Source organism: Streptomyces sp. NBC_00704, from assembly GCF_036226605.1.
Lineage (GTDB): Bacteria > Actinomycetota > Actinomycetes > Streptomycetales > Streptomycetaceae > Streptomyces.
In genome coordinates, this window is the sequence record NZ_CP109000.1 from 2,060,075 (window position 1) to 2,081,981 (window position 21,907).

General features: G+C 72.1%; 19 protein-coding genes. 10 read left to right on the top strand and 9 right to left on the bottom strand.

The genetic code is table 11. The features are described 5' to 3' along the window. Positions 1-4: 4 nt before the first annotated feature. Genes hisB through hisD form a run of 3 tightly spaced genes read right to left on the bottom strand, consistent with a single transcriptional unit; the run spans position 5 to position 3,026 of the window. Positions 5-598, bottom strand: coding sequence for an imidazoleglycerol-phosphate dehydratase HisB (gene hisB, locus OG802_RS09125; protein WP_329408891.1), 594 nt, complete (start codon positions 596-598; stop codon positions 5-7). Continuing rightward, entirely contained in the window at positions 595-1,704 is a 1,110-nt protein-coding gene (locus OG802_RS09130) for a histidinol-phosphate transaminase (protein WP_329408892.1), read from the bottom strand. The genes hisB and OG802_RS09130 overlap by 4 nt, the downstream gene beginning before the upstream one ends. Then, positions 1,701-3,026 (bottom strand): histidinol dehydrogenase, encoded by a 1,326-nt coding sequence (gene hisD, locus OG802_RS09135; RefSeq protein WP_329408894.1) that lies wholly within the window; start codon positions 3,024-3,026, stop codon positions 1,701-1,703. The genes OG802_RS09130 and hisD overlap by 4 nt, the downstream gene beginning before the upstream one ends. A gap of 167 nt (positions 3,027-3,193) precedes the next feature. Between hisD and OG802_RS09140 the strand changes: the two genes are divergently transcribed. The 4 genes from OG802_RS09140 (at position 3,194) to ybaK (ending at position 7,222) form a co-directional block, all read left to right on the top strand. Next, complete coding sequence (locus tag OG802_RS09140; protein WP_329408896.1) at positions 3,194-4,783, top strand: oxidoreductase; 1,590 nt, start codon at positions 3,194-3,196, stop codon at positions 4,781-4,783. 120 nt (positions 4,784-4,903) lie between these two features. Next, complete coding sequence (locus OG802_RS09145; RefSeq protein WP_329408898.1) at positions 4,904-5,947, top strand: hypothetical protein; 1,044 nt, start codon at positions 4,904-4,906, stop codon at positions 5,945-5,947. A gap of 11 nt (positions 5,948-5,958) precedes the next feature. Continuing rightward, entirely contained in the window at positions 5,959-6,699 is a 741-nt protein-coding gene (locus OG802_RS09150) for an LON peptidase substrate-binding domain-containing protein (protein ID WP_329408900.1), read from the top strand. 19 nt (positions 6,700-6,718) lie between these two features. Then, the gene (ybaK, locus tag OG802_RS09155) at positions 6,719-7,222 is read left to right on the top strand and encodes a Cys-tRNA(Pro) deacylase (protein WP_329408902.1); all 504 of its coding nucleotides are present in this window, start codon (positions 6,719-6,721) and stop codon (positions 7,220-7,222) included. Between the two features lie 191 nt (positions 7,223-7,413). Here ybaK and OG802_RS09160 read toward each other — a convergent pair whose 3' ends face one another. The 4 genes from OG802_RS09160 to OG802_RS09175 form a co-directional block, all read right to left on the bottom strand. Beyond that, a complete protein-coding gene (locus OG802_RS09160; RefSeq protein WP_329408904.1) occupies positions 7,414-8,112 on the bottom strand; it encodes a DUF2567 domain-containing protein in 699 nt (232 codons plus the stop codon). 34 nt (positions 8,113-8,146) lie between these two features. Then, entirely contained in the window at positions 8,147-8,971 is an 825-nt protein-coding gene (locus tag OG802_RS09165) for an ABC transporter permease (protein ID WP_329408906.1), read from the bottom strand. A 103-nt stretch (positions 8,972-9,074) separates the two neighbouring features. Continuing rightward, positions 9,075-10,049, bottom strand: coding sequence for an ABC transporter ATP-binding protein (locus OG802_RS09170; RefSeq protein WP_329417005.1), 975 nt, complete (start codon positions 10,047-10,049; stop codon positions 9,075-9,077). A 108-nt stretch (positions 10,050-10,157) separates the two neighbouring features. After that, entirely contained in the window at positions 10,158-11,378 is a 1,221-nt protein-coding gene (locus tag OG802_RS09175) for an NYN domain-containing protein (protein ID WP_329408908.1), read from the bottom strand. 223 nt (positions 11,379-11,601) lie between these two features. On the opposite strand from OG802_RS09175, the gene OG802_RS09180 reads away from it, so the two are divergent. Beyond that, positions 11,602-11,766, top strand: coding sequence for a hypothetical protein (locus OG802_RS09180; protein WP_329408910.1), 165 nt, complete (start codon positions 11,602-11,604; stop codon positions 11,764-11,766). Positions 11,767-11,852: 86 nt separating this feature from the next. On the opposite strand, the gene dnaE is transcribed toward OG802_RS09180, so the two are convergent. Further along, positions 11,853-15,392 (bottom strand): DNA polymerase III subunit alpha, encoded by a 3,540-nt coding sequence (gene dnaE / locus OG802_RS09185; protein WP_329408912.1) that lies wholly within the window; start codon positions 15,390-15,392, stop codon positions 11,853-11,855. A gap of 214 nt (positions 15,393-15,606) precedes the next feature. On the opposite strand from dnaE, the gene OG802_RS09190 reads away from it, so the two are divergent. The 5 genes from OG802_RS09190 to OG802_RS09210 all read left to right on the top strand — a co-directional run bounded on the left by OG802_RS09190 (position 15,607) and on the right by OG802_RS09210 (position 21,219). Beyond that, positions 15,607-16,932 carry a DUF2252 domain-containing protein gene (locus OG802_RS09190; protein WP_329408913.1) on the top strand — a complete coding sequence of 442 codons (1,326 nt, stop codon included), beginning with the start codon at positions 15,607-15,609 and terminating at the stop codon, positions 16,930-16,932. 67 nt (positions 16,933-16,999) lie between these two features. Further along, positions 17,000-17,695, top strand: coding sequence for a hypothetical protein (locus OG802_RS09195; RefSeq protein WP_329408915.1), 696 nt, complete (start codon positions 17,000-17,002; stop codon positions 17,693-17,695). A gap of 207 nt (positions 17,696-17,902) precedes the next feature. Continuing rightward, positions 17,903-18,727, top strand: coding sequence for a thioredoxin domain-containing protein (locus OG802_RS09200; RefSeq protein ID WP_329408918.1), 825 nt, complete (start codon positions 17,903-17,905; stop codon positions 18,725-18,727). 292 nt (positions 18,728-19,019) lie between these two features. Beyond that, complete coding sequence (locus OG802_RS09205; RefSeq protein ID WP_329408920.1) at positions 19,020-19,364, top strand: hypothetical protein; 345 nt, start codon at positions 19,020-19,022, stop codon at positions 19,362-19,364. Positions 19,365-19,548: 184 nt separating this feature from the next. Further along, a complete protein-coding gene (locus tag OG802_RS09210) occupies positions 19,549-21,219 on the top strand; it encodes an alkaline phosphatase D family protein (RefSeq protein ID WP_329408922.1) in 1,671 nt (556 codons plus the stop codon). 104 nt (positions 21,220-21,323) lie between these two features. On the opposite strand, the gene OG802_RS09215 is transcribed toward OG802_RS09210, so the two are convergent. Next, positions 21,324-21,893: a dienelactone hydrolase family protein gene (locus OG802_RS09215; RefSeq protein ID WP_329408924.1), complete on the bottom strand. Its 570-nt coding sequence runs from the start codon at positions 21,891-21,893 to the stop codon at positions 21,324-21,326. Between the last annotated feature and the right edge of the window lie 14 nt (positions 21,894-21,907).

A 21,907-nucleotide genomic window follows, 5' to 3' on the forward strand; every position in this document is an offset into this window, starting at 1 on the left:
GGTGTTACAGCGCGCCCTTCGTGGAGGGGAGGATGCCGGCCGCGCGCGGGTCGCGCTCGGAGGCGTAGCGCAGGGCCCGGGCCAGCGCCTTGAACTGGCACTCCACGATGTGGTGGGCGTTGCGCCCGTAGGGCACGTGCACGTGCAGGGCGATCTGCGCCTGTGCGACGAAGGACTCCAGGATGTGCCGGGTCATCGTCGTGTCGTACTCGCCGATCATCGGCGCCATGTTCTCGGGCTCGGTGTGCACGAGGTAGGGGCGGCCGGACAGGTCGACGGTGACCTGGGCGAGCGACTCGTCCAGCGGGACCGTGCAGTTGCCGAAGCGGTAGATGCCCACCTTGTCGCCGAGGGCCTGCCGGAAGGCGGCGCCGAGCGCGAGGGCGGTGTCCTCGATGGTGTGGTGGGAGTCGATGTGCAGGTCGCCGTCCGTCTTGACGGTGAGGTCGAACAGACCGTGGCGGCCGAGCTGGTCGAGCATGTGGTCGTAGAAGCCGACGCCGGTCGCCACGTCGACCTTGCCGGTGCCGTCGAGGTCGATCTCGACGAGGACCGACGTCTCCTTCGTGGTGCGCTCTGTACGTCCTACGCGGCTCATGCGCTCTGCTCCTTCTTGACTTCACGGACCGCGTCGAGGAACGCGTCGTTCTCTTCGGGGGTTCCGGCGGTGACCCGCAGCCGGCCGGGCACGCCGTTGTCCCGGACCAGGACGCCCCGGTCGAGGATCTGCCGCCAGACGGCGTGGGCGTCCTCGAACCGCCCGAACTGCACGAAGTTGGCGTCGGACGGCGTGACCTCGTACCCGGCGGCGAGCAGCCCGCTCACCAGCCGGTCGCGCTCCGACTTCAGCTGCTCGACGTACTTGAGCAGCGTGTCCGTGTGCTCCAGCGCGGCCAGCGCGGTCGCCTGGGTGACGGCCGACAGGTGGTAGGGCAGCCGGACGAGCTGGACGGCTTCGACGACCGCCGGGTGCGCGGCGAGGTAGCCGAGGCGCAGTCCCGCCGCGCCGAAGGCCTTCGACATCGTCCGCGAGACGACGAGATTCGGCCGTCCTTCGAGCAGCGGCAGCAGTGACGCGCTGTGGCTGAACTCGACGTAGGCCTCGTCGACGACGACCATCGACGGCTTGGCCGCCTGGGCGGCCTCGTACAGGGCGAGGACCGTCTCGGCGGGGACGGCGGTGCCGGTGGGGTTGTTGGGGGTGGTGACGAAGACGACGTCCGGGCGGTGCTCGGCGATCGCCTTCTCGGCGGCGGCGAGGTCGACGGTGAAGTCCTCGTGGCGGGGGCCGGAGACCCAGCCGGTCCCGGTGCCGCGCGCGATGAGCGCGTGCATCGAGTAGGACGGCTCGAAGCCGATCGCGGTGCGGCCGGGCCCGCCGAAGGTCTGGAGCAGCTGCTGGAGGACCTCGTTGGAGCCGTTGGCCGCCCACACGCCGGCCGCGGTGACCGGGTGTCCCGTGGTGTCGGTGAGGTACTCGGCGAGCCGGGTGCGCAGCTCGACGGCGTCCCGGTCCGGGTAGCGGTTGAGGTGGCGGGCGGCCTCGCGCACGCGCTCGGCGATCCGCTCGACCAGCGGCTCGGGCAGCGGGTAGGGGTTCTCGTTGGTGTTCAGCCGTACGGGGACGTCGAGCTGGGGCGCCCCGTAGGGGGTCTTGCCGCGCAGTTCGTCGCGGACCGGCAGATCGTCGATTCCGATGTTCACTGGACCGTCGGCACCTTCCACCCGAACCTCGCCTTGATCGCCGCGCCGTGCGCCGGCAGGTCCTCCGCCTCCGCCAGCGTCACCACGTGGTGGGCGACGTCGGCGAGCGCCTCGCGCGTGTAGTCGACGATGTGGATGCCCCGCAGGAAGGACTGCACGGACAGCCCGGAGGAGTGGCAGGCGCAGCCGCCGGTGGGCAGGACGTGGTTGGATCCGGCGGCGTAGTCGCCGAGGGACACCGGCGCCCAGGGGCCGACGAAGATCGCGCCGGCGTTCTTCACCCGGTCGGCCACGGCGGCCGCGTCGGCCGTCTGGATCTCCAGGTGCTCGGCGCCGTACGCGTCGACCACCCTGAGGCCCTCGTCGACGCCGTCGACCAGCACGATCGCGGACTGCCGGCCGGCGAGCGCCGGGACGATCCGGTCCTCGACGTGCTTGGTGGCCGCGACCTGCGGCTCCAGTTCCTTCTCGACGGCGTCCGCCAGCTCCACGGAGTCGGTGACCAGGACGGCGGCCGCCAGCGGGTCGTGCTCGGCCTGGCTGATCAGGTCGGACGCGACGTGCACCGGGTCGGCGGTGGCGTCGGCGAGGACGGCGATCTCGGTCGGGCCCGCTTCGGCGTCGATGCCGATCTTCCCGGTGAAGTAGCGCTTGGCGGCGGCCACCCAGATGTTGCCGGGGCCGGTGACCATGTCGACCGGGGCGCAGGACTCGGTGCCGTAAGCGAACATGGCGACGGCGGTGGCGCCGCCGGCCGCGTACACCTCGTCGACGCCCAGCAGCGCGCACGCGGCGAGGATCGTCGGGTGCGGGAGGCCGCCGAACTCGGCCTGCGGCGGCGAGGCCAGGGCGATCGACCCGACGCCCGCCTCCTGGGCCGGCACCGCGTTCATGACGACCGACGACGGGTAGACCGAGCGGCCGCCGGGCGCGTACAGCCCGACCCGCCCGACGGGCACCCACTTCTCCGTCACCGAGCCGCCGGGCACGACCTGGGTGGTGTGCGTCGTACGGCGCTGCTCGCGGTGGACGAGGCGGGCCCGGCGCACGGACTCCTCCAGGGCCGCGCGCACGGCCGGGTCGAGCCGCTCCAGCGCCTCGGCCATCGCGCGCGCGGGAACGCGGACGGATTCCAGCCGCACTCCGTCGAACTTCTCCGCGAAGTCGATCAGCGCCGCGTCGCCCCGATGATGCACGGCCTCGCAGATCGGACGCACCTTCTCCAGGGCGGCCGAGACGTCGAAGTCGGCTCGGGGCAGCAGGTCGCGCAGGGCGGGGCCCTCGGGGAGGGCGTCGCCGCGCAGATCGATTCGGGAGATCACGTGGTCAATTCTCTCAGACCGGGATCGGGGGTCGTCCGCGCGTATCAATGGCTGATACAGAACATGGCCGGAATCCGGAAGACGCTCTTCGCCCGCGGAGTCCCGGGGCCGCCGACCGGGCATGAACAGCCGTGCGAACGCAGTGCGTGAGGGAAGAGGAGCGTGGAGTGACCGAGGGGGCGGGCATCCGAACGGGCGGCGACGCCGGAGAGCTGCCGGACGACCTGACGGCCGCCGAGGCCGGCATGTGGCAGGCCTTCCGCAACGGCAGCGTGTACGACCTGAGCTGCGGGGACACGGTCGTCGACGATCCGCACGGCGGGCATCCGTGGGGTCCTTCGCGCACCGTGCGGGCCCGGATCGTCGCCTGGCTGCTGCTGGCCGGGCCGCCCGCGCTGTCCGGCCGGGTGGCCTCGCTGAAGCTGGCCGGCGTGCAGATCAGCGGCTCCCTGGACCTCGCGGGCGGCACGGTCGTGCCGTACGTGGAGATGAAGCGCTGCCGCTTCGAGCGCGAGGTGCGGCTGCCGGAGGCCCGGTTCGCGACCCTGCGGATGGTGGACTGCTCGGTGCCGCGGCTGGAGGCCGCCCGGCTGCACACCGAGGGCGATCTGCATCTGCCGCGCTGCCGGTTCCACAACGGCGTGCGGCTCACCGACGCGCACATCGGCACGGACCTGCTGCTCAACCAGGCGATCGTCTACCGCGACCGCACCGGCCGCTCGATCGCCGCCGACGGGCTGACGGTCGGCCAGGATCTCCAGGCCGAACTGCTGGAGTCGCACGGCGAGCTGAGTCTGCGCAGCGCCAAGATCGGCGTCTCGCTGAGCCTGCGCGGGGCGCGCCTGGCCAACCCGTACACGCGGCTGGCGCTGAACGCGCCCCAGCTCACGGTGGAGCGCTCGCTGTACCTGACCCCGGCCGGCGTCGGGGGCCAGGCGCTCAGCGGCACGACCCCCGCGCGCGGGACGCGCATCCAGCGCTTCGAGTGCCGGGGCGGGGTGCGCCTGGACGACGGACGGTTCGGCGACGCCGTCGACCTGGAGCGGGCCCGGTTCGCCTTCACGGAGGACCAGGAGCTGTCGCTGCGCCGGGTCCAGACGTCCGAGCTGCGCTTCCTCGGGGAGCAGCCGGGGCGCGGCAAGGTCGTGCTGTCCGGCGCGCGGGTGGTGAACCTGGTGGACCGGGCGAGCGCGTGGCCGGGTCCGGGCAGTCTGCACATGGGCGGCTTCGCGTACGAGAACCTGGTGCCGCAGGGCCCGTTCTCGCTGGCGGACCGGCTGCGCTGGGTGGCCGCCGCGACCGCCGAGTACGCGCCGGAGCCGTACGAGCGGCTGGCGGCCGTGCTGCGGGCCGGCGGGGAGGACGAGGACGCCCGCGAGGTCCTGCTGGCCAAGCAGCGCCGCCGGCGCGAGACCCTGCCGCCCGCCGCGAAGCTGTGGGGTTACGCGCAGGACTGGACGGTGGCCTACGGGTACCGGCCGGGCCGGGCCGCGGTGTGGATGGCGGTGCTGTGGGCCGTCGGCTCGCTGGCCTTCGCGCACGCCGCGCATCCGGCCGTCGACCCCGGCGGGCATCCGCCCTGGAACCCGGCCCTGTTCGCGCTGGACCTGCTGCTGCCGGTCATCGATCTCGGGCAGGTGGGCCAGTGGCAGCTGCGCGGGGGCTGGCAGTGGCTGTCGGCGGCGCTGGTCCTGCTGGGCTGGGTCCTGGCGACGGCGGTGGCGGCGGGCGCGACGCGTCTGCTGCGCCGTGGCTGACGCGGCCGGGCCGGGGGCTTCCGCGACCGGCCTGCCTTTTACCTGCCCTTGACCTGGCGGCGTACAACTTTCCGCGGGTTGCCCGCACCCCCTGGCGCAATCTGAAGCTGCGGCTCTTCAATGGTCGGCACCATGGCTCTGCTGCCCCCCTTTATCCGCGCCTCCCGGACGTCCCGGCCGGCACGGTACGTCGCCCCCCACAGCGCCGCCGGGCTCCCCACCGACGACGAGGTGCTCCTCGACGTGCCGGACGACCGGCTCGGCCCCGCGCTCGTCGCGGCCGGCCTGGGTGCCTACGCACCCGCCGCCGCCCTGCTGCTTCGCACCCGCGAACGCGCCGAGTGGGAGTACCGCGACCGGTACGCCGTCCGGCTGGCGTCCTTCGCCCGCTCCCGCCCGGAGTGGTTCGAGGACTGGCGCGCCGCCGCCCCGCGCGACCCCGACGTGCTGCTCGTCTCCGCGCAGCTCGCGGTGGCCCGCGCGTGGGACTCGCCGGCCAGGGCCGAGCTGCTGCGCGAGGTGAGCCCGCTGATCACGGCGGCCGCGCAGAGCGACGTCCGCGACCCGGTGCCGTGGCGGATAGCGCTGGACCACGCCCGCGGCGCCCGCGCCGGGCACAAGTACTTCGGCGAGCTGTGGGCGGCCGCGGTGCGCCGCGCCCCGCACCACTACGGCTGCCATGTGGCGGCCAAGCGCTATCTGGCCGAGTCCTGGCACGGCTCGCACCGCGAGTGCTTCGACTTCGCCGACCGGGCCGCGCAGGACGCGCCCGCCGGCTCCCTCGTCCAGGCCCTGCCGGCCCGCGCGGCCTTCGCCTACCTGACCGACGGCTGCGGCCCCGAGGTGCCGCGCGAGCGGCTGGAGGCGGCCGCCGACCGTGCCGTCGCGCTGTCGGCCCGCTTCCCGGCGGCCGACCCGTGGCCGGCCGAGATACGCAACGTGCTCACGTACGTCCTGGTCCGCCTCGGCCGCCGCGACGAGGCCCTCGCCCAGCTGCGTCTGATCGGCCCGTACGCCACGTCCTTCCCCTGGGACCGGTTGTCCGACGACCCCCTCGGCCACTTCATGGCGGTCCGGGAGGAAGTGGCCTCGGGACGGGCCGGGGAGCCTTCCGCGGGTCCGGGGAGCGGGCACGGCGGACGAGTCCGCCCGCCGGACCACTAGGCTTCTGCGTCGTGACCACCGTCCGTCTGCCGCTCTTCCCCCTGAACTCGGTGTTGTTCCCGGGACTCGTGCTCCCGCTCAACGTCTTCGAGGAGCGTTATCGCGCCATGATGCGCGACCTCCTGAAGACCCCCGAGGACGAATCGCGCCGGTTCGCCGTCGTCGCCATCCGCGACGGCCACGAGGTGGCGCCCAGCTCCCCCGGCCTGCCCGACCAGACGGCGCTGCCCGAACGCGGCCCCGCGGCCGGTTTCGGCGACGACCCGGTCAAGGCCTTCCACGGCGTCGGCTGCGTGGCCGACGCCGCGACGGTCCGCGAGCGCGCCGACGGCACCTTCGAGGTGCTGGCGACGGGCACGACCCGCGTGAAGCTGCTGTCGGTGGACGCCTCCGGGCCGTTCCTGACGGCGGAGCTCGAGGAACTGCCCGAGGACCCGGGCGAGGAGGCGGGCGCCCTCGCGGAGGGCGTGCTGCGGTCCTTCCGCCAGTACCAGAAGCGGCTGGCGGGCGCCCGCGAACGCTCGCTGACCACGGGCGCCGACCTCCCGGACGACCCGTCGGTGGTGTCGTACCTGGTGGCCGCGGCGATGATGCTGGACACCCCCACCAAGCAGCGGCTGCTCCAGGCCCCGGACACGGCCTCCCGGCTGCGGGACGAGCTGACCCTGCTGCGCGCGGAGACGGCGATCATCCGCAGCCTGCCCTCCCTGCCCGCGGCGGACCTGACCCGCGGCCCGACGAGTCTCAACTGACGTCACCGAGAAGGCCCGCATGGCGAAGAAGTCGAAGAAGCAGCAGCAGTCCGGGGGCACGCCCGCGACGGTGGCCCTGACGGCGGCCGGCGTGGACTTCACGGTCCACGCCTACGACCACGATCCGAACCACCCGTCCTACGGCGAGGAGGCGGCCCAGGCGATGGGCGTCTCCCCCGACCGGGTCTTCAAGACCCTGGTCGCCGACGTCGACGGGACGCTCACCGTGGCGGTGGTCCCGGTGGCCGGCTCCCTGGACCTGAAGGCCCTGGCGGCCGCGGTGGGCGGCAAGCGCGCGGCGATGGCCGACCCCACGCTCGCCGAGCGCACCACGGGCTACGTCCGGGGCGGCATCTCCCCGCTGGGCCAGCGCAAGAGGCTCCCGACGGTCCTGGACGACTCGGCGACCGCCCACGCCACGATCTGCGTCTCGGCGGGCCGCCGGGGCCTGGAGGTGGAGCTGTCCCCGAAGGACCTGGCGGAGCTGACGGCGGCCGTCCTGTCCCCCATCGGCCGCGGCTGAGCCGCCTGCGCCCGCCCGCCCCAGGCCGCCTCCGGCCCGCGGCCGGCGACGGCAGGCGCGCATCGCAGGGCGGAGGGTCGCCCTCGCGACGACGCGGCGAGTCGCCGTGCCGGACGTCGCGAACCGGACGGGCCTTTCGGAACACGCCCTCCAGGACCCTCCAGGACCCTCTAGGACGCCTCCAGGAGGCTCTAGGACAGGGGTGCCCCGTACCCGTCCTTCCCGTGTCCGGATGCCGGCCCGTAGGCCTGGTACTGGTCGGGGTCGCGCGGCCCGAACAGGGCCGTGAGCCCCAGGTGCACCAGCGCGGCGGCGAACGGCCAGGCCAGGAGCGCGCCCTTCGCCCCGAGCTTCAGCGGCGCGGAGAACGTCACCCCCTTGCCCACCGACCGCGCGTGCGCGATCACGTCGGAGTCGGGCCCGAGCCACACCCCCAGCCGCCAGGCCAGCAGCGAGCCGAGGAAGCCGCCGACCGCGAGCGCGACGACGAGCGGGACTCCCCCGCGCCGCCGCCACCAGAACACCGCGACCGCGCTCACCGCGCCGCACGCCAGGGCCAGCAGCGCGAACGTCCCGTCCACCCCGATCGCCTGTTCGCCCTCGGTGTCCTTGAAGTAGACGACCCACTGGTCGTCCGCCAGGTCGCCGACGAGCGGCACGTTCGGGGCCAGCCACACCCACAGCAGCCCGAGCAGCACGCCCGCGACGGCGACCGCGACGGTGATCACGGCGGCCTCGCGCAGTTCGGTCCTCATCCCGGGCCCGTCCTGTCCGTACGCGACGTCGTGGGGGGCGGCGGCCGGACCGGCGTGCCCCGCGGGCGACGGCGGCCAGGTCCCGTGCGAGGACGGTTCGTGCGGCGGCGGGGGCGGAGTCAGCGGTGCGGTCACCCTGACATCGTGCCAGGCCCGCCCGGACGGCGCGTCATCGGACGGCGGCCCGGCGGTACGCCCAGGTGGCGACGGCGAGCGAGACGACGCCCACCCCCGCGCACACGGCGAGATCGCCGAGCACCAGCGCCCAGTCCGGATCCGTCCCGAAGGTCCGGGCGAACGCCTCGACCCCGTAGGTCGAGGGCAGCAGGTCGCGGGCGAAGCGCACCGCCTGCGGCATCCGGTCCGGCGGCAGCACGCCCAGCAGCAGCGCGGCCGACATGCCGAGCTGGCCGAGCACCGTGGCCAGCTCCGGCCGCGGCGCGAGCAGCCCGAAGGCCGCACCGAGCCCGGACAGGGCGGCGCCGGCCAGCGGGATCACGGCCGCGAGGACCCACAGGTGCGTCAGGGGCAGCCCGAACAGCACGCATCCGAACACGGCGGTCACCAGCGTGCCGGGCACCGTGAAGGAGGCGTACGCCCCCGCCGCGCCCAGCACCACGGCCGCGGGCGGCACGGGCAGCGTCGCGTAGTGGTCCAGTCCCCCGCTCGCCCGCAGCTGCCCGAAGTACTGGGCGAGCAGGTTCAGCGCGACGAAGGCGACCACCAGCACCGCGGACCCCGCGACCACCGACTCCGCCTCGTGACCGCCGTCGACCACGCCCCGCATCATGATCAGGATGCCGACCGACTGGAAGGTCGCCACGAACAGCAGCGGGATGCGCGCCACCCGGGCGCGCGACAGCTGGGCCCGGTACACGGCCGCCAGCGACGGCCACAGCCGGGCGCGCGGCGCGAGTTCGGCGGCGCCGGCGGGGGCGATCCGGGTGACGCCCCGGGCGCCGCCCGGCAGAACCTCGGCGGGTACGACACTCACGTGGCGCTGCTCCTCTTCCCTACGGTTCTCATACCGTCCCATACGGCCCCGCCGTCCCGCCCGCTCACCCCGGGGCGCCTCGGCCTCCCGGCCTCCCAGGCGCTCACGCGCGCACCAGCCCCTGCCGTGCCGCCCCGCCCAGCGCCAGGTAGACGTCCTCCAGGCTCGGGGTGGCCAGGGTGAAGTCGTCCAGGGCGGCGAAGGCGGCCCCGCCGGTGACGGTGGCGACGACGGCGCGGGCCTCGTCGGGGGCCAGGCGCAGCGTCCAGCGGCGGCCGGACTCCACGGCCCGCTCGCGCAGCGCGGCGACCTCCGGCACGTCCAGCGGCGCGCGCTCGCGCCACACCAGCTCCACCCGCACCTCGCCGGCGACCTGCTCCTTGAGCCCGGTGGGGGTGTCGCAGGCGATGACCCGGCCCCGGTCCAGGACGGCGACCCGGTCCAGGACGGTCTCGGCCTCGATGACGTTGTGGGTGACGAGCAGCACGGTCGTCCCGCGTTCGGCCCGCCGCCGGTCGACGGCGGCCCACACGGCCCGGCGCGCGACAGGGTCCATTCCCGTGGTCGGCTCGTCGAGCACCAGCAGGGGCCGCTCGCCCACCAGCGCGGCGGCGAAACAGGCGAGGCGGCGCTGTCCGCCGGACAGTTTGCGCAGCGGCCGTCCGGCGAGCGGGGTGAGGCCCAGCTCGTCGAGGACGGCGTCGCGCTCCCGGCGGGCGGCGTGCACGTCGAGGCCGCGCAGCCGGCCGGTGGTCTCCGCGGCCAGCGAGACGGTGAGTTCGTCGAGGGCGGTGGACTCCTGGCCGAGGTAGGCGAGGATCCGGGCGGCCCGGTCGGGGTGGCGGACGATGTCGTGGCCGAGGATCTCCACCCGGCCCGCGTCGGGCCGCATCAGGCCGGTCATCTGACGTACGAGGGTGGTCTTGCCCGCGCCGTTGGGGCCGAGGAGCCCGAAGATCTCGCCGCGCCGGATGTCCAGCCGCACGTCGTCGGTGGCCCGGACCTCGGGGGTGGCGGGAGCGCCGCGCCGGCCCCGGACCGCCGGGTAGGACTTCGTCAGCCCGCGCACGGCGCACACGACCTCGTCCCCGTGCCGAAGTGCCGATGCCGCGCGCGTACTCACAAGGCACGAGACTACGGGGTCAGGGACCTCCGCTCGCCGTCGGGGGCGGCCGGGGGACCCGGTTCAGTCCCCCGCCGGAGCGTGCTCGGCAGCCGTGCGGACGTCGATCTCGCGCCAGAAGCCCGCCCGGATGGCGTAGCGGTCGTGTTCGTCGATCTGGTCGTCCTTGTGGGCGAGCAGGCCGAAGCGGGCGGCGTACCTGAGCAGCTCGCCGTCGATGCGGTGCGGGATCCGCGGATACATGCCGGACAGCTTCTGCAGATGGCCCTGGTCGCCGAGGCGGCCCATCCAGCGGCGGGCGAAGACCTGGCCCACCTCGTAGGGGTCGCCGCCGACGGTGGTGATGTCCTCCTCGCGGTCGGCCCACCGCTGCTCGGCCGTGGTGACCTGCGCGAGCGTCGGCATCGAGGCGATGTCGGAGGGCTCGGGGGCGGTGCCGGGGCGGTCGACCCAGCCCTTGTCGGAGGACCAGCGCAGGGTGGCGGTGGCGGGGTGCGGGGCGGGGTGGGCGCCGGGGGCGCGCAGGGCGGCCAGGTCCTTCGGGGTGGGCACGCCCTTGGGGGCGGGGACGCGTTCCTGGACGCCGCTGTCGGAGCCGCCGCCCCCGGAGGGGTGCTCGGGCTCGTCGGGGGCGCGTTCGGCGGTCGGCGCGAGGCCGGAGTCGGGCAGCGGGGCGGAGAGGATGGCGGCGATCTCGGGGCGGGGGACGGGCGGCGGCGCGCAGATCCCGCCCAGTTCCTTCGCGCGGACGGCCTTGGTGATCCAGATGCGGTCCAGGACGCGCCGTTCGTCGGCCTCGGCGACCAGGTCCTCGGACTGGTTGTAGTCGCCGTCGGCGGCCTGCACGGCCCACAGGTGGACGGCGACGCCGTGCTCCTTGGCGGCCATCATCCCGGGCAGCAGATCGCCGTCGCCGGTGACGAGGACGACGTCGGAGCAGGCGCGGTTGCGGGCCAGCTCGGTCAGTTCGGCGTGCATGGCGGCGTCGACGCCCTTCTGGGCCCACCGCCCGTCGCTGCGGGTCAGGGCGCCCAGCCGGACGGTCACCCGGGGCATCACCCGCAGTCTGCGGTGCTCCGGCTGCGGAACGCGGTCGGGTGCGCCGTCGAACCAGTAGATGCGCAGCAGCGGCCGCTCGGTCTCGGACTCGGCCTGTTCGCGCAGGCCCTGGACGAGGGCGGCGTGGTCGACGGTGATCCGGGATCGCGAGGGCTCTCCGGCGAGGAGACTCGCGGCCGCCCCCAGCAGATACCCGGCGTCCACCAGGACGATGCAGCGGTCCACACGACTCACCCTCTTTCCGGGAGGTTTGCTTCGGGCTTCCTTCGAGTCTGCCCGACGGCGCGGAGGTTAACGGCCCGAACTCGATCTTCGGCGTGGCGTTTCGGGCACGTGCGCGCCGACAACCCCTGTTACAGACGGTAATTATCCGAAATGCGTCGTAAGTCAGCCTATGTGAATCTGGTCCCGGCCCTGGCCCCTAGATCCCCCCAGGAGGCAGAGCACCATGGCCAAGAACAAGAAGCAGGAACGTAAGCAGCCGCAGTCCGAGCGTGGTCAGCAGACGGCACGGCCGTCCACGATGGAGACCCAGGCCGAGCAGCACATCGCCCAGGTGACACCCGCCGACATGGCCCGCAAGGGCCGCCAGAAGCGCTTCGGCCACAACTGACGTCGGCACGACGGGCCGTTGCAGCCCGGACACAGCGAGGGGCGCATCCGGTGCCGGATGCGCCCCTCAGCCGCGTCGTCGTGTGATCAGCCGGCCAGGCAGGACGGGCCGAGCAGCACCTTCAGATCGCCGAACAGGGCGGGATCGGGCTTGACGCGGTGCCGGTCCAGACGCAGCACGGTCGTCTTCGTCGGGCCCTGGAGCCTGATCCGCACCTCGCTGTCGCCCCGGTGGTGGGTGAGGATCTCACCGAGGCGGTTGATCATCGGCGGGGTGACCCGGGTGGCGGGGATGGTGAGGATCACGGGCGCGTTGGTGCCCGCATGGGACAGGTCGGGGACCTGGAGTTCCATCGCGACGAGCCGCGGCACGTCCTCGCGCTTGTCGAGGCGGCCCTTGACGAAGACGACGGCGTCCTCGACGAGTTGGGTGGAGACGAGCTGGTAGGTCGCGGGGAAGAACATGCACTCGATGGAGCCCGCGAGGTCCTCCACGGTGGCGATCGCCCAGGCGTTGCCCTGCTTGGTCATCTTGCGCTGAAGGCCGGAGATGATGCCGCCGATGGTCACCACCGCGCCGTCCGCGTGCTCGCCGCCGGTGAGCTGGGCGATGCCCGCGTCGGCCTTGTCGGACAGCACGTGCTCCAGGCCGAAGAGCGGGTGGTCGGAGACGTACAGGCCGAGCATCTCCCGCTCCTGGGCGAGCAGATACGTCTTCTCCCACTCGTCGGTGGTGAACTCGACGTCGAGTCCGAAGCCGGGCTCGCTGGTGTCCTCCTCGCCCATCCCGCCGAACAGGTCGAACTGGCCCTCGGCCTCCTTGCGCTTGACCGCGACCACGTTGTCGATCATCGGCTCGAACTGCGCGGTGAGGCCCTTGCGGGTGTGCCCCATGGTGTCGAAGGCGCCGGCCTTGATCAGCGACTCCGTGGTGCGCTTGTTGCAGGCGACCGCCTCGACCTTGTCGAGGTAGTCGGGGAAGGAGGCGTACTTGCCCTTGGCCTTGCGGCTCCTGATGATCGAGTCGACCACGTTGGTGCCGACGTTGCGGACGGCCTCCAGCCCGAAGAGGATCACGTCGTCGCCCTGAGCGGCGAAGTTGTGCACGGACTCGTTGACGTTCGGCGGGAGCACCTTGATGCCCATGCGCCGGCACTCGTTGAGGTAGATCGCGGACTTGTCCTTGTCGTCCTTGACCGAGGTGAGCAGCGCGGCCATGTACTCGGCCGGGTAGTTCGCCTTCAGATAGGCCGTCCAGTACGACACCAGTCCGTACGCGGCGGAGTGCGCCTTGTTGAACGCGTAGCCGGCGAACGGCACCAGGACGTCCCACAGGGCCTGGATCGCCTCGTCGCTGTAGCCGTTCTTCTGGGCGCCGGCCTGGAAGATCGTGAAGTTCTTCGCCAGCTCGTCGGGCTTCTTCTTGCCCATCACGCGGCGCAGGATGTCGGCCTCGCCGAGCGAGTAGCCCGCGATGATCTGGGCCGCCTTCTGCACCTGCTCCTGGTAGACGATCAGGCCGTAGGTGACCGCCAGGACCTCTTCGAGCGGCTCCTCCAGCTCCTTGTGGATCGGGGTGATCTCCTGGAGCTTGTTCTTGCGCAGGGCGTAGTTGGTGTGCGAGTCCATGCCCATCGGGCCGGGCCGGTACAGCGCCGAGACGGCGGAGATGTCCTCGAAGTTGTCCGGCTTCATCAGACGCAGCAGCGAACGCATGGGGCCGCCGTCGAACTGGAAGACGCCCAGGGTCTCGCCGCGCTGGAGCAGTTCGAAGGTCTTGGGGTCGTCGAGCGGGAGGCTGAGCAGCTCCAGGTCGACGCCCTTGTTGGACTTCACCATCTTGACGGCGTCGTCCATGATCGTCAGGTTGCGCAGGCCCAGGAAGTCCATCTTCAGCAGGCCGAGCGACTCGCAGCTCGGGTAGTCCCACTGCGTGATGGTCACGCCGTCGGTGTGCCGGACCCAGACGGGCACGTGCTCGGTGATGGTCTCGCTGGACATGATGACGCCGGCGGCGTGCACGCCCATCTGCCGGACCAGGCCCTCGACGCCCTTGGCGGTGTCGATGACCTTCTTGACGTCCGGCTCGTTCTCGTACATCGCGCGGATCTCGCCGGCCTCGCTGTAGCGCGGGTGCGAGGGGTCGGTGATGCCGTTCAGGTCGATGCCCTTGCCCAGGACGTCGGCGGGCATGGCCTTGGTGAGGCGGTCGCCCATCGCGTACGGGTAGCCCAGCACGCGCGCGGAGTCCTTGATGGCGTTCTTCGCCTTGATCTTGCCGTAGGTGCCGATCATGGCGACCTTGTCGGCGCCGTACTTCTCGGTCACGTAGCGGATCACCTCGACGCGCCTGCGCTCGTCGAAGTCGATGTCGACGTCGGGCATGGAGACGCGCTCGGGGTTGAGGAACCGCTCGAAGATCAGACCGTGCGGGATGGGGTCGAGGTCGGTGATGCCCATGGCGTAGGCGACGATCGAGCCCGCCGCCGAGCCTCGGCCGGGGCCGACCGCGATGCCGTTGTTCTTGGCCCACATGATGAAGTCGGCGACGACGAGGAAGTACCCCGGGAACCCCATCTGGATGATGACGTCCATCTCGTACTCGACCTGCCGCTGCCGGTCGTCGGGGATGCCGCCGGGGAAGCGGCGCTCCATGCCCCGGCGGACCTCCTCCTTGAACCAGCTGACCTCGGTGTAGCCCTCGGGGATGTCGAACTTCGGCATGAGGTTCCTGGCCTGGAACATGCCGGTGGTGTCGACCTGCTCGGCCACCAGGAGGGTGTTGGCGCAGCCCTCCTGCCAGGCGTCCGAGGAGTCGATGGCGTACATCTCCTCCGTGGACTTCAGGTAGTAGCCGGTGCCGTCGAAGCGGAAGCGGTCCGGGTCGGAGAGGTTCTTGCCGGTCTGGATGCACAGCAGCGCGTCGTGCGCGGTCGCCTCGTGCGCGTACGTGTAGTGCGAGTCGTTCGTCACCAGCGGCGGGATGCCGAGCTTCTTGCCGATCTCCAGCAGACCGTCGCGGACCCGGTGCTCGATGTCGATGCCGTGGTCCATCAGCTCCAGGAAGTAGCGGTCCTTGCCGAAGATGTCCTGGTACTCGGCGGCCGACTTCAGGGCCTCGTCGAACTGGCCCAGGCGCAGCCGGGTCTGGAGCTCGCCGGAGGGGCAGCCGGTGGAGGCGATGAGCCCCTCGGACCACTGGGAGATGGTCTCCTTGTCCATCCGGGGCCACTTCTGGAGCCAGCCCTCGGCGTACGCGTCCGAGGACAGCCGGAAGAGGTTGTGCAGGCCCGTCGCGTTCGCCGCCCAGATCGTCTTGTGGGTGTAGCCGCCGGAACCGGACACGTCGTCGCGCTTCTGGTGCGGCTGGCCCCACTGGATCTTGCGCTTGTTGCGCCGCGACTCGGGGGCGACGTACGCCTCGATCCCGATGATCGGGGTGACTCCGGCCTTCTTCGCGGTGTGGAAGAAGTCGTAGGCCCCGTGCAGGTTGCCGTGGTCGGACATCGCGATGTGCGTCATGCCCATCTCGTTGCACGCGTCGAACATGTCCTTGAGCCGCGCGGCACCGTCCAGCAGCGAGTACTGGGTGTGGACGTGCAGGTGCGTGAACGGCGGCTTCGACACGGTTGCGGCCTCCAGGGAACCAGGGGTCTACGGGCGCCCCACGGGTTGCGGACGGTCCGGGGGACAGCGTCGAAGTCTATGCCTCGCCACTGACACCGCGGGCGCTCCCCCGCGTACCTTCACAGCGAGGGGCACGGGCACTTTCGCACGGCTCCGCCCGTTGGAGACGGCAGAAACGCTGTCGTACACGTCATGCACCAGGAGGCACCCAGCGATGTCGGTTCCGCAGCTCGACGACGAGCACCGCGGCGAGCAGATCCTCGCCGTCTTCGACACCGCGTTCGGCGAGCTCCTGGCCGCCGACCCGGCCGCGTTCCGCGTGAAGTTCCGGAAGATGGCGGCCTCGGCGTTCGCGTTCTACCGGGGCACGGCGGGCCTCTTCTACCACGACCTGGACGCGGAGAAGCGGGGCGGCCCGTTCCTCGACGACCGCACCTCGCGCGTGTGGATCCACGGCGACCTGCACGCGGAGAACTTCGGCACGTACATGGACGCCACGGGCCGGCTGATCTTCAACGTCAACGACTTCGACGAGGCCTACGTCGGCCCCTTCACCTGGGACCTCAAGCGCCTGTCCGCCTCGCTCGCCCTGATCGGGTACGCGAAGGCGCTCTCCGACGACCAGATCAGCGAGCTGGTGGAGATCTACGCGGGCGCCTACCGCGAGCGCGTGCACGCGCTCGCCACCGGCGCCAAGAGCGACGAGGTGCCGCCCTTCACCCTGGACACCGCCCAGGGCCCGCTGCTGGACGCGCTGCGCGACGCCCGCTCGCTGACCCGCTTCGGGCTGCTGGACTCGATGACGGAGATCCGTGACTTCGAGCGCCGCTTCGCGCCGGGCGGCGGCTCCATCGAGCTGGACGCGGCGACCCGCTACAAGGTCCTGGCCGCCTTCGACGGCTATCTGGAGACGCTGCCGGAGTCCTCGCTGGCCCGCCCCGACTCCTACCGCGTCAAGGACGTCGTCGGCCGCCGCGGCATCGGCATCGGCTCGGCCGGCCTGCCGTCGTACAACATCCTCCTGGAGGGCAACAGCGACGCCCTGGAGAACGACGTGGTGATCTACATCAAGCAGGCCCAGACGCCTGCCGTCTCCCGGCACATCACCGATCCGGCGATCCGCGGCTACTTCCGGCACGAGGGCCACCGCACGGTGATCTCCCAGCGCGCCCTCCAGGCGCACGCCGACCCCTGGCTGGGCTGGACCGAGCTGGACGGCGCGGGACAGCTGGTCGCCGAGGTCTCGCCGTACGCGGTCGACCTGAACTGGGGCGACATCGACGACCCGGAGGAGATCGCGGGCGTCGTCGCCGACCTGGGCCGGGCCACGGCCACCATGCACGCGGCCGCGGACGACCAGTCCGGCGAGTCGCTGGTGCCCTTCTCCACGGAGCGGGCCATCGACGCCGCCATCGCCGCCGACGAGGACGGCTTCGCGCCGCTGCTGGTCGACTTCGCGCACGCCTACGGCGCCCGCGCGCGTGCCGACCACCAGATCTTCGTCGACCTGTTCCGCAACGGCCGGATCCCAGGTCTCTAACGGTCCGCCGCTCACAGGGACCCTTTAGCGGCTTCCTACAGCGGCACGTGGCACACTCTCCTGCGCAATGGACATATCCGGGACCCGCCTCAGAGCCGTACGCGCGGCACTGTTCACGGCCTTCGTCGTGACACTCAGCAGCGCGTCCCACGTGCTGCTGTCGCGGGCCCCGCTGCCGCTCAACACGGTGGCCGCCGTCGCGGCCGCCGTGTTCGCCCTCGCGTACGCCCTCGCCGGCCGCGAGCGCGGCTTCGGGCGCATCGCCGCCCTGCTGATCCCGCTGGAGCTGGCCGCCGACACCGTCTTCACCACCGGGCAGCACGTCTGCTACGGCCGGGCGGGCGGCCCCGTGGCCGGCCCGCTGGCCTCGGTCGGCTGGGACGTGCTGTGCGGCGACGGGACGCCGGTCGGCTCTCCACTGGCACAGGTCGCGGGCGGTCCCGACCCCACGGGGCTGGGCGGCCACCTCGCCCAGGTCCACCCGGTCACCGCCTGGCTGCTGCTCGCCGCGCACATCGGCGTCGGCCTGCTCGCCGCCGCCTGGCTGCGCCGGGGCGAGCGGGCTCTCGTCCAGTTGCTCCGGGCGGCCACGGCGACCACCTTCCGGCCCCTGCTGATCGCGGTGGCCGCCGTGAACGTACGACGCGCCCCGGCGGCCCGCCGCCTGCCGCGGCCCGCGCACCGCGCGGCCACCGCCCGCGACCGGCTGCTCGTGCACTCCCTGGGACGGCGTGGACCGCCGCGCTCGCCCGCCACGGTCTGACGGACCACACGCCCGCGCGACGACACGTCCGCACGAAGACGCGTCCCCACCCCGGACACACGTCCGCACGGACGCACGTCTGGACGGACACGTCCGCACGGACACGTCCGCACAGACCGGGCACGCCGGGCACCACCTCCCGTACCGAGTCCAGTCCCCACACGAACTTCCGCGCACGAGACGTGCGCGTCCCCTTTGGAGATCACCATGAGCAAGCGGAACAGCGCCGCGTCCAAGACGGCGGCCCGGGAGCGGCTGCGCATCGAGCGCGAGCGCGAGGCCAAGCGCGCCAAGACCAAGCGCCAGATCATCGTCGCGCTCTCGGTCGTCGGCGTCCTGGCCGCGGCCGGCGGCATAGGCTACGCCGTCGTCCAGGCCAACAAGCCCAGCGGCTGGGACGCGGTGAAGAAGCAGAAGCTGGTCAAGCCGGCCAACAGCACCGGGGCGGACGGCACGACCGTCGTCGTCGGGAAGAGCACCGCCAAGAAGACCCTCGTGATGTACGAGGACCCGCGCTGCCCGGTCTGCGCCCAGTTCGAGCAGACGGTCGGCCCGACGGTCAAGCAGGACCTCGACGCCGGCAAGTTCAAGATCCAGTACGTCGGCGCCACCTTCATCGACAACAACATCCCGGGCGAGGGCTCCAAGAGCGCGCTGAGCGCACTGGGCGCGGCCCTGAACGTCAGCCCCGAGGCTTTCCTCGAGTACAAGACCGCCCTTTACTCGGCGAAATACCACCCGGACGAGCAGGACGACAAGTTCAACAGCGACGACTACCTGATCAAGGTGGCGGACACGGTGAGCGCCCTCAAGGGCAACGCGGCGTTCCAGAATGCCGTGAAGAAGGGGACCTACGACAAGTGGGCCCTCGTGATGAGCAGCAAGTTCGACACGGACGCGAAGAAGTACGGCTTCCAGGGGACCCCGACCCTGCTCATGGACGGCAAGGCCGTCACCGGCAGCGACGGCAAGAGCGCCCCCATGTCGGTCGCCGACTTCAACACCGGCATTCAGAAGGCTCTCGGCTCCTAGGGCGCAACACGCCCTGGTTCCACAGCCGTGAGAAAGGGAAGTGCCCCGGGCCGGCTTCAGGCCCGGGACACTTCCCTTTCGACTTTCGGGTTGTGGCTTTCGGCTCGCACGTCAGGCGATTGCGCCTCGCCCTCTTCAGTGGCCCTCCCGCCGGCCGGCGGCGCCCGGAGGCTCCCCGCCACCGCCGTCCACTTCGGCCCGGCTTTTGGCGGAAACCTTGTGGTGGGGCTCCACCGGCAGCGGGTTGAATCAAGGTTCGTCAGACGACCTTGGCAAGCGAACGAGGGTGTACATGGGATTCCACAAGAAGCTGGCGGGGGCTCTGGGAGCGACCGCGCTGGCCGTGAGCGGCATCGCGGTGAACGTGGCGGCCGCGGGCCCGGCGGCTGCCGCGGCCTGCGATCACGTGTCGGCGAGCAACATATCCAACGGGGTTGTCGTGGTCGTCGGCGGCGCGAAGGCGTACAACGAGCCCTCGTCGAAGTGCACGGCGGTGATGAGCATGGCGCCGGGTCACAACCTGAACGCCTGGTGCTTCACCGTCAACAGCTTCGGCAACCAGTGGGTCCGCGTGAACGAGGGATGGATCTACAGCGGACACCTGGCTCTCAAGTCGGGCACGGTGAAGCACTGCTGACCGGGGTCCGAACCGGCTGACATCCGGCCGGTTCCGCGACGGCCCGGCACGCCCCCTCGGAATTCCGTCATCGGGTCCGAGGGGGCGCTTCGTCGTTCGGGAGTCCGTTCGCGTCCGACAGGACGTGCGTCCGATTCGGGAGTTCACTCACGCGCTGGGGTACCGATCAGTAACCTGATGCGCCGTGACCAGTCGATACAGAGCCTCCACATCGCCCGAGGGAGTCAACTCCCTCTCCCCGCGCCGCCGTACGGTCGTCAAGGCCGCGGCGGCGACCGCTGTCCTGGCCGGCCCGCTCGCCGCCGCCCTGCCCGCGCGGGCCGCCACGGACACGCCCGCCTTCCTGCACGGCCTCGCCTCCGGAGACCCCCTGCCCGACGGCGTCCTGCTGTGGACCCGGGTGACGCCCACCGCCGAGGCGGCCCCGGGCTCCGGACTCGGCCCGGACACCGAGGTGAGCTGGGTCGTCGCCCGGGACAAGGCGCTGACGGACGTCGTCTCCCGGGGGACGACCACCGCGACCGCCGCCTCCGACCACACCGTCAAGGCCGACATCCGCGGCCTCGCGCCCGCCACCGACTACTGGTTCCGCTTCTCGGCCGGCGGCGTCGACTCCCCGGTGGCGCGCACCCGCACCGCGCCGGCGGCGGACGCGGCGGTGAGCGGCCTGCGCTTCGGCGTGGTCTCCTGCGCCAACTGGGAGGCCGGCTACTTCTCCGCGTACCGCCACCTCGCGGCCCGCGGCGACCTGGACGCCTGGCTGCACCTCGGCGACTACATCTACGAGTACGGCACCGGCCAGTACGGCACGCGCGGCACCGTCGTCCGCCAGACAGCGCCCACCCACGAGATCCTCACGCTCGCCGACTACCGCACCCGGCACGGCACGTACAAAACCGACCCGGACCTCCAGTCGCTGCACGCCAAGGCCCCGGTCATCGCGATCTGGGACGACCACGAGTTCGCCAACGACACCTGGTCGGGCGGCGCGGAGAACCACACCGAGGGTGCCGAGGGCGCCTGGTCGGCCCGTCAGGCGGCCGCCAAGCAGGCCTACTTCGAGTGGATGCCGGTCCGCCCCGCGATAGCCGGCACCACCTACCGCCGGCTGCGCTTCGGCAAGCTCGCCGACCTGTCGCTGCTCGATCTGCGGTCCTTCCGCTCCCAGCAGGTCGCCGTCGGCAAGGGCGCCGTGGACGACCCGGACCGCACGATCACCGGCCGAGCCCAACTGGACTGGCTGAAGGCCGGGCTGAAGGCGTCCGACACCGCCTGGCGGCTGGTCGGCAACTCGGTGATGATCTCGCCGTTCGTGATCGGCTCCCTCTCCGCGGACCTGTTCAAGCCGCTCGCCAAGCTGCTCGGGCTGCCCGAGGACGGCCTCGGCCTCAACACCGACCAGTGGGACGGTTACACCGACGACCGCCGTGAACTCCTCGCCCATCTGCGCTCGAACGCCATCCGCAACACGGTCTTCCTGACCGGCGACATCCACATGGCGTGGGCCAACGACGTGCCGGTGGACGCCGGGACCTACCCCCTGTCGGCCTCGGCCGCCGCGGAGTTCGTGGTCACCTCGATGACCTCCGACAACCTCGACGACATCGTGAAGGTCCCCGAGGGCGTCCTCACCGCGGTCGCCTCCCCGGTCATCCGGGCCGCCAACCGGCATGTGCACTTCGTGGACACCGACCGGCACGGCTACGGCGTCCTGGACGTCACCGCCGAACGCGCGCAGATGGACTACTACGTCGTGTCCGACCGGACCAACCCCGCCGCGACCTCCTCGTGGTCGCGCTCGTACCGCACGCGCAGCGGCACGCAGAAGGTGGAGCGCACGTACGACCCGGTGTAGCCGGGCGGCCGGGCGGCCGGGCGGACCCCTCCGCCCGGCGGTCCGGTCCCGGGACTCCGGCTCACGGGCCTCCGGGCACGGGGCTCCGGCTCACGGGGCTCCGGTCACAGGGTGCCGAGGAAGCCGAGCGCCACCCGCCAGGTGGCCTCGGCGGCCTCCTCGTCGTAGTCGGGCAGGCCGGGGTCGGTGTACAGGTGGCCGGCGCCCGCGTACCGGTACACCTCCACGTCGGCGCCGGCCCGGCCCATCTGCAGGTACCAGGCGCTCAGCCAGTCGTCGGTCTCGAACGGGTCCGGCTCGGCCACGTGCAGCTGTACCGGCAGGTCGTCCACCGTGACGTTCGGCGCGAGGTCCGAGGTGCCGTGCAGGAGCAGCAGGCCGCGGGCCTTGTCGTCGCCGAGGGCGAGGGTCTGGGCGATCGACGCGCCCAGCGAGAACCCGGCGTACACCAGCCCGCGCTCCGAGTAGGGCGCGGCGGCCAGCACGGCTCTCCTCAGCAGCTCGTCCTTGCCGATCTCCTCCTTGTACGCCATGCCCTCCTCGACCGTGTCGAACGTGCGCCCGTCGAAGAGGTCCGGGGTGCTGACCTCGTGTCCGGCGGCGCGCAGCCGGTCCGCCGCGGCGGACACCGCGGGCCGCGGACCGTAGGTCGAATGGAAGAGCATGATGTTCATGCGCCCATGGTGCC

Bases quoted from the DNA above. Each gene is read 5' to 3' on its own strand.
- OG802_RS09215 (WP_329408924.1), bottom strand. From the start codon at position 21,893: ATGAACATCATGCTCTTCCATTCGACCTACGGTCCGCGGCCCGCGGTG.
- OG802_RS09200 (WP_329408918.1), top strand. From the start codon at position 17,903: ATGAGCAAGCGGAACAGCGCCGCGTCCAAGACGGCGGCCCGGGAGCGG.
- OG802_RS09205 (WP_329408920.1), top strand. From the start codon at position 19,020: ATGGGATTCCACAAGAAGCTGGCGGGGGCTCTGGGAGCGACCGCGCTG.
- OG802_RS09180 (WP_329408910.1), top strand. From the start codon at position 11,602: ATGGCCAAGAACAAGAAGCAGGAACGTAAGCAGCCGCAGTCCGAGCGT.
- hisB (WP_329408891.1), bottom strand. From the start codon at position 598: ATGAGCCGCGTAGGACGTACAGAGCGCACCACGAAGGAGACGTCGGTC.
- OG802_RS09145 (WP_329408898.1), top strand. From the start codon at position 4,904: ATGGTCGGCACCATGGCTCTGCTGCCCCCCTTTATCCGCGCCTCCCGG.
- ybaK (WP_329408902.1), top strand. From the start codon at position 6,719: ATGGCGAAGAAGTCGAAGAAGCAGCAGCAGTCCGGGGGCACGCCCGCG.
- OG802_RS09190 (WP_329408913.1), top strand. From the start codon at position 15,607: ATGTCGGTTCCGCAGCTCGACGACGAGCACCGCGGCGAGCAGATCCTC.
- OG802_RS09195 (WP_329408915.1), top strand. From the start codon at position 17,000: ATGGACATATCCGGGACCCGCCTCAGAGCCGTACGCGCGGCACTGTTC.